At 45.1% G+C, this 12583-nt stretch carries 5 protein-coding genes and 8 pseudogenes; 10 read left to right on the plus strand and 3 right to left on the minus strand.

The window, feature by feature from the left end:
- Nucleotides 1–398 precede the first annotated feature (398 nt).
- The 4 genes and pseudogenes from pilM to VL20_RS30835 form a co-directional block, all read left to right on the plus strand.
- Nucleotides 399–1513: pseudogene (gene pilM / locus VL20_RS26560) on the plus strand (type IV pilus assembly protein PilM).
- 9 nt (nt 1514–1522) lie between these two features.
- Nucleotides 1523–2293: a PilN domain-containing protein gene (locus VL20_RS26565; RefSeq protein WP_052278327.1), complete on the plus strand. Its 771-nt coding sequence runs from the start codon at nt 1523–1525 to the stop codon at nt 2291–2293.
- Nucleotides 2290–3080 (plus strand): annotated as a pseudogene (locus VL20_RS26570) (pilus assembly protein). Before VL20_RS26565 ends, VL20_RS26570 begins: the two are co-directional and overlap by 4 nt.
- Nucleotides 3081–3153: 73 nt before the next feature.
- Nucleotides 3154–3485: pseudogene (locus VL20_RS30835) on the plus strand (pilus assembly protein); the annotation flags it as partial.
- Between the two features lie 235 nt (nt 3486–3720).
- Here the strand turns inward: VL20_RS30835 and VL20_RS26575 are convergent.
- Complete coding sequence (locus VL20_RS26575; protein ID WP_128575398.1) at nt 3721–4812, minus strand: ISAs1 family transposase; 1092 nt, start codon at nt 4810–4812, stop codon at nt 3721–3723.
- 91 nt (nt 4813–4903) lie between these two features.
- Between VL20_RS26575 and VL20_RS26580 the strand changes: the two are divergent.
- From VL20_RS26580 to VL20_RS26595, 5 genes and pseudogenes are all read left to right on the plus strand, one after another.
- A pseudogene (locus VL20_RS26580) lies at nt 4904–6672 on the plus strand (secretin N-terminal domain-containing protein); the annotation flags it as partial.
- Nucleotides 6673–7111: 439 nt separating this feature from the next.
- Nucleotides 7112–7240: a hypothetical protein gene (locus tag VL20_RS33500; RefSeq protein ID WP_283160162.1), complete on the plus strand. Its 129-nt coding sequence runs from the start codon at nt 7112–7114 to the stop codon at nt 7238–7240.
- Between the two features lie 8 nt (nt 7241–7248).
- On the plus strand, nt 7249–7449 hold the full coding sequence (locus VL20_RS26585; protein ID WP_052278328.1) for a DUF751 family protein: 201 nt from the start codon (nt 7249–7251) through the stop codon (nt 7447–7449).
- Nucleotides 7450–7490: 41 nt separating this feature from the next.
- Nucleotides 7491–7889: a 30S ribosome-binding factor RbfA gene (gene rbfA, locus VL20_RS26590; protein WP_128575358.1), complete on the plus strand. Its 399-nt coding sequence runs from the start codon at nt 7491–7493 to the stop codon at nt 7887–7889.
- Between the two features lie 95 nt (nt 7890–7984).
- Nucleotides 7985–9556 (plus strand): annotated as a pseudogene (locus tag VL20_RS26595) (glycoside hydrolase family 3 N-terminal domain-containing protein).
- Here VL20_RS26595 and VL20_RS26600 read toward each other — a convergent pair.
- A pseudogene (locus VL20_RS26600) lies at nt 9553–10729 on the minus strand (lipid-A-disaccharide synthase-related protein). The pseudogenes VL20_RS26595 and VL20_RS26600 sit on opposite strands and share 4 nt — an antisense overlap.
- A gap of 484 nt (nt 10730–11213) precedes the next feature.
- Here VL20_RS26600 and tsaE point away from each other — a divergent pair.
- A pseudogene (gene tsaE, locus VL20_RS26605) lies at nt 11214–11678 on the plus strand (tRNA (adenosine(37)-N6)-threonylcarbamoyltransferase complex ATPase subunit type 1 TsaE).
- A gap of 37 nt (nt 11679–11715) precedes the next feature.
- Here tsaE and aqpZ read toward each other — a convergent pair.
- A pseudogene (gene aqpZ / locus VL20_RS26610) lies at nt 11716–12517 on the minus strand (aquaporin Z).
- Nucleotides 12518–12583: the final 66 nt, after the last annotated feature.

Consider the following 12583-nt stretch of genomic DNA (forward strand, 5'->3'; position numbering starts at 1 on the left):
GACCCCGACACCCTGCCCCCACGAAAAACTTTTTGCCGCAACCCCTAACTAGGGAAAGCTGACTTGATCTAGTGGAGCAGAAAAAAAAGGGGGGGTAATGGCCAATTTTTAGCTTGGACTTGGTTCTTTCACCAAAATTGAGTACAATGTCACTATCAATAGGCACTTCCTCTCCTCTCACCCAGTTAAGATTAACCTCGATCTGAACACAGATAATCGGGTTAGTATTTAGGGACGAAATAGCTTCTCTCCTTCTCGATTTTTACCTTTTCTGGGTAATTTACCCAGTCAGGATCGTTTATAGACTGATTTACTGCCTTGATCGACCCTAGATAAAATCAGGTCAAAAAATTGGCTTTGTTAATCACTAATTCTCTTAGAGCTGCCCAGGAAAATCTATGGTAAGTTTTTTTAAAAAGCTATTGACAAAAAAACCTCAAGGTGTTGGTTAGAGATCACCCCAGAGCGCATTAACATAGCTCAGATCGCCAAACAGGGACAAAATTATCAATTAGTTAAATGTTGTTCGTCGGATATCCGGGAAGGCATCTTTGAGGAGGGAAAAATCGTCGATTCCCCGCTTTAGCGGAATTAATCCAAGAAGTCCTCAAGGAAAATAAAATTAACAGCAAACGAGTCGCTACTGGTGTGCCGATGCGCGAGTCAATTATCCGGATGATCCCCATTCCCTCGGAATTGGACGATCAGGAATTGCGAAATCTGGTCTTAAATCATGAGGCTAGTTTATACCTTCCCTATCCTCGCGAGGAAGTGGATCTCGACTACCAAAAACTAGGCTACTTTCAGGATGAAGACGGGATCGAAAAAGTGCAGGTTTTGCTGGTAGCCACTCGTCGGGAGATTACCGATGCCTACATGGAAACCTTCCAACAGGCAGGATTACAGGTAGATGTGCTAGAAATTAATAGTTTTGCCCTAATTCGGACGATTCGCGAGCATTTGCGACAGTTTAGTTCCAATGAAGCCGCCGTTATTGTTGATATAGAATTTGATAACACGGAAATTGCCATCGTGGTGGACGGCGTTCCCCAATTTTCCCGCACTGTCCCCATCGGCACTTTCCCAGCTACAAAATGCCCTCTCCAGGGCGATGAATTTGCCCACCTCCCGCAGTCCTGAGATTCTTTTGGGGATGACAATTCCGATTATTGCCTTTGATAGTCTTAGCACCAATACCGGCACTTCCGGGGCCCCTACTAACGCCGGGATGACGGCACTGATGCGCGTTTTAGGGGAATTAACCGATGAGTTACGGCGATCAATTAATTTCTATCTTAACCAAAGTGATGACCTGGAAATCGTCCAATTACTTTTAGCCGGTCCCGGGGGCGGTTTAGCGCAACTAGACGAATACTTTACTCAACGTCTCAGCGTCCCCACCATGGCAATCGATCCGATCGCATCACTGAACTTAGATACAACTCAAGAGATTCCTAATACCGAAAGACCGGGATTAGGAACAGTTCTCGGTTTAGGATTACGGGAGGTATAGACAAAAATTATGTATAGTCTTGACGTTAATTTTCTTAAGGATCGCCATCTTAGCCAAACGGGGAAAGGAACCCCCGCAGCCAAGATTTCCACCGCTATTAACCTGCGTAAACAAACACCCCTGTTGATCGGTGTGGGAGTGGGGGCCGGATTATTGACACTGACGGGATTACTCGGTTTAATCCTCGGTTGGCAAACCAGCGAAACTCAGGCCCTAATTCAGCAACTGGATGCGGAATTAGGTCAACTGCAAGCCCAAAGCAAAAAGCTAGAAGACATGAAAGCGCAACTAACGGCGGTAGGAGAAGAAAATGAAGCTCTGGTAACTGTATTCAATCAGATTAGGCCTTGGTCAGCTATTCTTCAGGAAATTCGCCTGCAAACTCCCCCTAGTGTCCAGCTAACCAGTGTGCAGCAGGTGGAGGTTCCCGCTGCCCCAGATCAAGGGCAACAGAATCGGGCTACTCGCTTAAAAATCAGTGGTTTTGCCAGTAATTACGAAGCAGTCAATGATTATCTCTTAACCCTACAAGCTTCTCCTTTTTTACAGGGTAGGCAAACGGTGATCGAAAGTGCTGCCCTGGCCGATTTACCCGTAGAGGTGGATAATCAGTACAAAAATATTAATGTTACTTTCCCCCAAGCGGTTCAATTTGTGATCACCGCCCAATTAAGTGATACTCCCGCTACGGAACAACTGCCCAATCTCGCCCGGAATGGAGCGATCGGAGTTATCACTAGGATTAACACTCTCAAACGCCAAGGAGCCATTCAACCATGACCTTTACCGAAGAATTTGAAGATCGGGAATTAGAGGAATTTGAGGAGTATCCTATCGCTTTCGGGATAACTTTTACTCCCCGCAATAGTGGCATCGCTGCCGCTGTGCTAGGTTTACTTGGCTCTTTCTATCTGCTTTTTAACTGGGTGATGCCCGCTTATGATACCTTGCAACAGTTGCAAAACGATGCAGCTGGCAAACAACAACAGATAGATCAACAAAAAAGCGGTCTCGGACCGGCCGAATTAGCAAAAATTGAGAGTCAGTTGCAACAAAAAGAGGCAACTAAACAGCAAATTCTCGCGCTTTTTGCTCAAGAAAAGAACTTAAGCACAATTCTCTTAGATATTAGCAAGATCTTTAAGTCTCGCAATGTTAAGCTGATTAGTTTCCAACCCCAAGTACTAGAACCAGTGGTGGTTTCCGATGGTTCCCTCGGTAGCGCGGTTAATAATAAGCTCAAACGTCAAACTCTTAACGTCAAGATCGAAGGGAACTATGCTAACACTCAAGAGGTTATTCGGGATTTAGAAAGATTACAGCCGCTCATTTTGCTCAACAGTCTCAATACCCAGATGGAAAAGGAAGGATCGGCGGTTCAAGTGGTTAGTACTGGCAACAATAAAGCCACTATCGTTCCCCAAGGCGATCAACCCGTTACTACCACCTTTCTTCTCGATGTGATTATTCCTCTCAATGCTGAAGAATTGGCGAAATTAGCACCGCCCCCCCCGCCGAAGGTCAACCCCCCGCCGAAGGTCAACCCCCCGCTAGTCCGCGCCAATAATAGTTTTCAATCCGGTGTGAGTGTTTAGTTTTTTGTCCGTTGAATACCCCAATTGTTGAGGAGTGAAATTAAAGTGAATTCGTCCCGTTATGCTCTGTTTGTCCCCCAAATTGCCTCGTTTTTATTGATGGCTCCCCTGAGCACTTTGGCCGAAACCCCCGAGTCCTTCGATGGTTCAGAGTTAAAATCGACTACATCAAAAATTGAATTTTCGCAAGAGTTTAGTCAAGAAATTTACAAAAAAGACCTAAGAATTTCGTTCCCACCCCCGATGCCGTACAAAAGGAGATCAGCGATCGCATTTTAGCTAGTGAAAAACTGCTCGCCCAAAGTGCGCCCCTTGTCCCCAACCCCGAAATTATCATTCAAGGCGCACCCCAAGCCCCCGGCGCTCCCACCCTACCCTAGGGTTGATTCATTTAAATTAAGTACAGCTAATTTTGAGTCAATAAATTTGACTGAAGATTCTCAAGTTTATCTTTTTCTAATCAAAATAGTTAGTCACAATAACTAATCTTTAATCCTCTGCCAAATTTATTATGAATAAATTGATAAAGCTTGTTCCCAAGCCACTAAAAGCCTATCTCTCTTCAAATTTTCTGAGAGTACATCCTGTTAATTTAGCTAATTTTTCTGCTTCTTACGTCGATAAAACTATCAGTTTTTCCCAACGTTCAGCTAACCACCTCTGTCCCTCTGTGATTGAGAGAAAACCCAAACCTCTGAAAAGATTCAATCCTATGGTTGTGAGAATTGACCAATTGCTGGCCGCTTGAAAATCACTAATTTCGCTTTTATCTTCCTCAAAAATTACATCTTTTACCCAATGTAACTGATTTTCTATTTTCCAGTGTCCTCGAATAATTTTAGCAAATACTTCGGCGGATTCGGTTAGGCTACTGATATAGTAAGCTGTTTCTTCATAGGTTTTATCCCCGCGACTACCCCTTCTTTCTACTTTAATAACTCTTCGCAGATTTTCAAACCCTTTTCTTTCATTTTTCCTCACTTTAAAAACTTCTATTTTTCTTGATATTTTTCGTCCATGACTATTATCTTGTTCAAGAAAAAAACTTTCTGGCTTTGAGGAATTACTCAGGTCTTGTATTCGCTGATAAAGATTTTTCTGATTTCCTTTAACGGTGATAACATAGTCATTTTTAGTCTTGGCTATTAAGCTGATTGTTTTCTTCTGACAGTGTAAAGCATCCCCAGTAAAAACTTTATTTTGGAGAGAGCAATCCTCAATTATAGCTTGCCCTTCGTCGATTTCAGACCCTTTTTTGTTTTCGATTCTTTTTAAGTGTAATACCAAGCCACTTTCTTGACTAAACAATGAGATAAACATGATAAAATTTTGTTGTTCATTGTTAGGATTCTTTAGGGTGTTTTTGAGACTTTTTCCATCTATGCCTAGCCAATTTATATCATCTCTTTGTCCATATTCTTGTAATGCCCATTCATTAAACATTTTTAACAAACTCTGCCAGTCAACTCCCATCATTACCCTTCTAATTGTTGAATAGGATGGGACTCTTTCTGGAATTATGTTAAATTCTTTACTCAGCCTGTGCCGATTATTTTTAGCAAACTCTCCTAGTTCTCTATAACCTGAGTATCCTAGCATTGTTCCTAGTATTATTACTACTAATACTATCCATAAAGGGTGTCTTTTTCCTTTATCTTTCCGAAAGTCCTTGACTTGTTTTAGTTTTTCTATTAAGCTCAACATATATTTAAAAAGTTGGCGGTCACTTCTCATTTTACCTGATAGTGATCGCTTTTACTTTTGATATTCTGATGGGAGAATGAAACAGCCCTACACCCTACCCCGGGCCGTCGCCCCACCGGTGGGAGATATTGCCATCTCTAACATCGATGCTAGTGCCGAAAAGGTCAAATTCGAGCGTAATATGATTGTACCTCGTGTTTTACTCCGGGAAGCTTCCGCTAGAGAAGTGTTAATGACCCTTGCTAACTATGCCGGTTATAACGTCGTTTTCACCAGCGCCCAGGGGGAAACTAACGCCACCTCTCAGACAGTTTCCTTAGAATTTACTAACGAATCGGTGGAAAACATTTTTAATGCCGTATTGTTAATTTCTGGACTCCAGGCCAACCGTCAGGGTACAACTATCTTTGTTGGGGCGCAATTACCCCAAGGCGCTCGTAATCTGATTAGCCGCACCCTGCGTCTCAACCAAGTTAAATCCGTCGCCGCCGCCACTTTCCTCGCTACCCAAGGGGCAGAATACCAGCGTTTAGTTACCCAAACCGAGGATATCGTCGATCCCCTCACCGGACGAGTCATCGGTCGCCGGGATGTTCCTCCCACCCTAGAGCCACTGGCCCCCCAAGAAACGAAAGGCTCAAAAGCTGCCTTACTTTTAACTGGTTTAAGAGTTGCCGCCGACGAGCGCCTTAATTCTATCAATTTAATCGGCGAAGCGCGGCAAGTCCAGATCGCCACCTCTTTATTAACCCAACTAGATGCCCGTCGCCGTCAGGTGGTAGTTAATGTCAAAGTTATCGATGTTAACCTACTCAATACAGACCGTTTTAACAGTAGTTTTTCCTTCGGTTTTAACGATGGTTTCTTTGTTCAAGATAACGGGGCGGCAGTGCTGAACTTTGGTAATATCAACCCACCCACTAGCTCGACTGTAGGCAGAGCGGGGGCTTTTGCACAGCCTGTTGTGCCGATTTTCGATATCATATCGGGTACGGGGACAGCAGAAATTCAACCTTTTTTTGACATTCAGAATGGCGCTCCCTTTGGCCGTGTTAACCAAGGACCCAATGACTTTTCAGGGGGTCTAACACCCTACTCGCGCCCTAGTTTTGGTCGCACTGTTAACCCCTTCCAACCCGGTTTGAGTGATGTTAATATTGACCAGAGACGGGAATAATAGAGTACGAATACGAACCCCCGACCCTATTCCAATATCCCCAAAAATTCCTGATGACCCTGCAAGCCTCAATTCAGACAGGAAATGCCAAGATTCTCACCGATCCCTCCCTGGTGGTGCAGGAAGGTCAACAGGCCACCGTTAAGCTCACCGAGAAAGTGCTAGAAAGTGTGGCGACAAGTGTAGATCCTCTCAGTGGCGTACGCACCACTGTCCCTGTACTGGCCGATGCTGGATTAACTTTAGCGGTAAACATCGATCAGGTGGATGATAACGGCTTTATTTCCCTGTCGGTTAGCCCCACTGTTGCCTCTCCGGGATCTCCAATTCGATTTGATAGCGGTGGTCTGACAGTCAACACCCTTACCCCTCTGATTCGTCGGGAATTGACTTCTGGTTTAATTCGTCTCCGGGATGGACAGAGTTTAATTCTTTCCGGGATTATCCAAGAGCGCCAACAGAGTTCTGAGACAAAAGTGCCGATTTTAGGGGATATTCCCATTTTAGGGGCTTTATTCCGCAGTCGTACCAATCGCAACGACCGCTCGGAGGTGATTATTCTCCTCACTCCCAAAATCATCGAAGATACGGCCACCTCTACCCTCGGCATCAACTATCAACCGGGCCAAGATGCGGCGGAAATGCTTCAGCGTCAAGGTTTCCCCGTGCAGCCGCGACAGTAATCAGTAATCAGTTATATAGGGCTGGCTGAATAAATCTTAAAACCTTGTTGGATAAGACTTTTAGACTTTTTGTCAATCAAAAAGTACCCGGCATGGGAGTGATCAGGGGGCAAATTCAGGGACTTTTTCCCTGAAAATGGGTAAAACCCCAGACCCTGCCCACGAAAAACTTTTTCAGCAAGCCCTAAATAATACTAAATCCGGTTATTCATCCCACGGGCAAAAAAATCAAGTTTGTCAGTTCCCCAAGAAACAACTGTAGGAGAGCCTTGGATTTCGCCACCCAGTGATTCCCATCCACTCCAATTGCTAGGACTTCCATCGCCCTAATTATGATGCACAGCCCCATCTTTTTGTCCGCGTATAAATACTTCTACCTTACCCGTTATCACTTTAGTTTTACCAGAAAAACAGATAGCGATCGGTCGGAATCCAGAGGATGTTTTTACCGATCCTTCTCTCAAAGGTTATCGAATTATCCTTGAACATGGCTGTGGCTAAGTCCCTTGAATCGGGCGGCGTGGCAGCATCGAAGCTTACTGCTATAATTACTTACGGACAAAGATAATAAATAAAATTTATGGGCGACTTTTTGATAACGTGAGCCGTTACCCCCGCTATCTGATTAGCTTTAGTTTAGGGATTTTCTTCGCCTTTTTCGGCTGGTTGGCCCCTTTATTAAAAAATCCCCTCACAGCGATCGCACTTGTGGGTTTTCTGGGGGGAACTTTCGCCTTTCTTTATTTCACCCTCAAAGCCATGCTCGGATTAGCTTGATACAATGGTAAGGGTTTCGCTGTTTTTAGGGGACAAAAATTATGGCTAACGACCGTCGAGTATCTCGCGTGTCCTCGCTAATTAAGCGCGAGGTCAGCCAAATGTTATTAATGGAAATTAAAGATGATCGGGTCGGTGCTGGTATGGTTAGCGTTACCGATGTAGATCTCTCCCACGACCTACAACACGCTAGGATTTTTGTGTCTATCTACGGCAACAAAGATGCAAAGGCCGAAACTATGGCCGGGTTAAAAGCTGCTGCGGGATTCGTCCGGCGCGAACTCGGTCAACGCATCCGTCTCAGACGTACCCCCGAAGTGGTCTTCCTAGAAGATTCTTCCCTTGAACGCGGCGATCGAATGTTACACCTTCTTGATCATATTAAAAGCGATCGACCCCAGAAGATGACGATTCCGATATCAGTGACCAGTGACCAGTAGAGGATAACTAAATTTAGGCAAAACTGGATTTAGACAAAACTGGGAACTTAAAACTTAAACCTGATAACTGATAACTGATAACTGATAACTGAATAGTGAGCGATCGCATTTTATCCCTAAAAGAACGCATTGGTCAGATGATAGTAGTCCGCGCTTCCGGCTATCTCTTTGACCAACAAATCCGCTATCCTGCTTGGGAACCTGTCAACGCCACCCTGAAACATTGGTTAGAAACCCTCCACCTCGGTGGGGTGATTCTGTTGGGAGGCAGCGCCGCCGAAATCGCTCTCCGTAGCCAACAATTACAAAGTTGGTCCGGGGATAATCCTCTGCTCATTGCTGCGATATCGAGGAGGGAGTCGGCCAAAGGTTTTCCGGCGCTACTTGGTTCCCCCCACCGATGGCTTTAGGAAAATAGCTGAAAAAAGCTTGACAAAAGCCACAGAATATGCTAGGGAAATGGGAGCAATTACGCGAAGGAAGCACTAGCGATCGGGATTAACTGGATTTTAGCCCCAATTGTCGATGTGAACAATAATCCCGACAATCCTGTTATCAATATTCGTTCCTTCGCTGAAACTCCCGAAATCGTCGCTAATCTAGCTCAAGCTTTTATTTTAGGGGCCGATTCCTATCCAGTTTTGACCACGGCCAAACATTTTCCCGGCCACGGTGACACCAGCAATGACTCCCATCTCGATCTTCCCATCATCAACCACGATCATCATCGCCTAGAAGCGATCGAATTGCCGCCCTTTCAAGCGGCGATCGAGTCGGGGGTTGATAGTATTATGTCAGGCCATCTGTTAATTCCCGCTTGGGATGCCGAATTTCCCGCTACTCTTTCCTCGAAAATTCTCGGGGAAAAACTGCGCCAAAATCTCGGTTTTCAGGGTTTAATCGTCACCGATGCCCTGATTATGGGAGGAGTGACTAAAATTGCCAGCGCTGCCGCCATAGCAGTGAGGGCGGTACAGGCGGGGGCCGATATACTGTTAATGCCTCCCGATCCGATCGAAGCGATCGAAGCGGTGTATAGTGCCGTGCAAGCGGGTACAATTAGCGAAGCCAGAATTAATGATTCTTGGCAACGTATTCAACGAGCAAAGGAAAAATTAGGGCAAAGACAGCCATCCTTAGAATCCTTAAGCAGTTTAGCGGCACCGCAAGCTCTAGAGATTGTCAGCGATATTTTAAAAGATTCCCAAACAGTTAGCGGTAATTTACCCATTAAAGCACTCAAGGCCGCAATTTAATCATTATCGATGATTTACTCAACTGTGACTTTCTCGATCGCTCTTGTCCGGCGGTGACAATTCCCCGACAATGGGGTTATCAAACCAAATAATCGACCGTAGCACCTTTAATCAGTCCTCGTCTCCCAGAAACGACTCTCCTACAAGTATTCATCCGTGGTAATCCTTTTCGGGTAGTGCCGGATTAAGGGAGGAAACGAAAGCTATCTATCAAGCTTTGCTGAAAACTGGACAAATTCAAGCATTGATTATTTATGGTAGTCCCTACGTTTTCCAGTGGTTTCGTCAACAAAGCGGAGAAATTCCCTATCTTTTCAGCTATGGACAACAACCAAGCGCCCAAAAAATCGCCTAGAAACTATTTTTGAGGGGCCCACTAGCGGCGAAAATCAGACCGATACTTTCGTTTAAGGGCAAAAATACCCTAGTAACCATTGGGCAATGCGATCGGAGGCACCGGCCGATCCCATTCTCTGACGACCATTAAAGGCGATTTCTTGCCACTTTGGGGGATTTTGTAATAAATATTCTAACTTGTCGCCACTGAGTCGGCACTATCACCTAAGAGAATTGAACAGCCTAATAAACGCTGTTGCAGTTTGGCAAAATGGGGAGTAAATTGTGGTCCAGATCCCGCAATTGTGATCGCCGGTTTACCCAAACCGACGAGCTGTTCCGTGGCAGTTCCCGCCATGGCGATCGCTAGATGGCAACGGCCTAAATATTCGGCGTAATCCCTTTGAGAAATAGTTATAAATACCTCTTGACAAATAAACTTGTTTATGCTTTGTTCTCGCCAACCCGGGAAGTTAAAGCAGCCGTAAAGATTCTAGGGGGAGAGGAGGAGCGATCGCTGCCAAAAATTCCAGCTTGTAATCGGGAAACGTCCGATCATGGCCGTCACAGCTGCGAGAATTTGCTGCCAATTGTGGAGAGATTCGGGAAAGCGCGAACCGGGTAGCAGCAGAATAGTTAGGCAATCTTGGGGAAAATCGCCCGTTATCGAGGGTAAAAGGTCATCCATCATCGGATTACCCCCATCGACAACGGCAATTGACCACTGTTGTAAAATTTTGCTAGTTAAACTATCCGGGGAAAACCCCCGACAGCGAGGATGAGCCATTAACCAGCGTTCCCAGGGATAATAATAGGAACCCCAGAGGCGATCGATCATCGAGCTACTATCTAACCATCCCTGCTCATCCCGGAGATAGTATTCCGATTTAGCCGTTCCCACAAAAGCATAATCTGTCCCGCTCAACCAAGCAAGGGCAAGGGGTAAGATATCTCCCACTGCGACAATTTTTCCCCCTTCTTGGCCCCAATTTTTGACCAGACGGTATTGACGGGAGGTTAATCCTAATAATCCCTCCCGCAGATCTCGCCATAATTGTTTGGCATCCCTAGTTATAAAACCCCAGAGGGCATTTTTTGACCTCGATCGAGAAGGGGAATCCCCAGACGAGTATAAGCATAACCGTTACCCACTAGGGATAAAGCAGTAATATCCGGACAGAGGGGAGATGATTGCAGTCTTTTAATAATCCGGATCGCGATCTCATCTTCACCGTGGCCATTACTCAAAAATAATAATTTACTTTTTTTCTTAACTTCTGGCTTAAAGTCCTAAACTTCGGTGTTTTATTGCCTTCGACCCTAGACAATGCTGATGGTTAGGAACCATCAATTTTATAAAAGCAGTTAACCAACTCCCATTTAGTCTAATCTACCGGAAGGTTTCGCCGATCGCTTATCTCTGCCCTGATGGCGACCATTTGACCAAAGGTAAGACTAAAAGATAAGAGATGAGTTTAACTGCTTCTATTTTTCTCGATCAAAAGACCAGATTTAGCCCACCAGGGCCAAGAAGGTCAGAAACCTGCTCTGATCGCTAAGTAGCTGGTTATAATTAAATTAAAAATGGATTTTAGGTTCGATCCCCCTGCCCCCTTGATAAGGGGGTGCGGTAGGCGGGGGGATCCCCTCTTAATAAGGGGGCATCTGATAACTTTTAACGCCTACCTACTCATATTAGAATCAGTGATTAATTGGCATCCTAGCGGAAAAAATGATTATCGACTTACCCGATCGAGAAGCTACTGTCAATTTAGGGGAAAAACTGGGGCAAACCTTGGCCCCCGGCAGTGTAATTTTATTAAAAGGCGATGTGGGAGGGAAAAACCACCTTAGTACAGGGAATTGGCCTAGGATTGGGTATTCAAGAGCCTATAGCTAGTCCTACTTCACCCTCGTTAACGAATATAGCGAAGGCCGCCTTCCTTTGTATCATTTGGATTTGTATCGTTTGCAGGGTCAAGATATCGAGCGCTGTACCTAAAATTATTGGCAGGGAATCGAGGTGGATTTAGGGATAGTGGCGATCGAATGGTCAGAACGTTTAACTTTTTTGCCGGAAAATTATCTAGAGATTACTTTACTCGATCGAGGCGAGCAAGGACGACGAGCGCTGCTCAATTTTGTCGGTGGGGACGAAAAAAATAGCGACCCCACAGGAATCGCTATCAGCACTTGACTTTTGAAGCAATCAAACTTTAGCGGTAACTTTCCACTTATTCTCTAACTCGCCTTTCTTCTAAAGTTTCTTCAAAGAAACTATTGTAGAGGAAACCGCAGCCACGGCCCAACAATGGGAGCAATCCAGAATAACCATAATTGACCAACGAGAGCCATATTACCGCATAAAAGAGCAACACCGGTACTACGAGCGGGGTTAACGGAGGTATTGGTCACGGAATGCTAATTAAGTGAATTAAGGTCAATCCTAAACAATAGCGATGGGAGCAAAACCCGCTGGAGCGCGTCGATCGGTAGAGCCTAAAATGATAATTAAGAACATGAAGGTCAAGACCACTTCCGTGACCAAAGCGGCGCGAATAAACTGTAACCACCGGGAGAATGTTCTCCGTAACATTGGTGGCCAGAGGGTTACGGCCTCCCAGAGCGAAACTAGGTTGACCACTGGCAATAATGTAGATAATTACCGCCGCTAAAATCGCCCCTAAAACTTGAGCGATGATGTAGGGAAGTAGTTCCGAACCGGGGAAGCGTTTACCTGCCAGAGACCGAAGGAAACGGCGGGATTAAAATGTCCCCCCGAAATATGCCCGAAAGCGTAGGCAAGAGTAAGGACGGTTAAACCGAAGGCGAGGGCGACACCCACAAAAGAAATCCCCAGATGGATATTAAAATCAGCACCATCTACGACACTCTTGGCTTTACCACAAATACTGCCGCTAAAACGGCACTACCGCAACCACCGAGAACGAGCCAAAACGTCCCGATGAACTCTGCTAGATACTTTTTCATCTCTATATCAAGGTTGAATGATTTTGCTTTTAGGTTATCTCCCATCAGACCGGATTAAACTGTTATAAGATATTAAAAATAGTTATTTTTTACCTTCAATTTGCCGTTCTC

Source organism: Microcystis panniformis FACHB-1757 (assembly GCF_001264245.1).
Classification (GTDB): Bacteria; Cyanobacteriota; Cyanobacteriia; order Cyanobacteriales; family Microcystaceae; genus Microcystis; species Microcystis panniformis.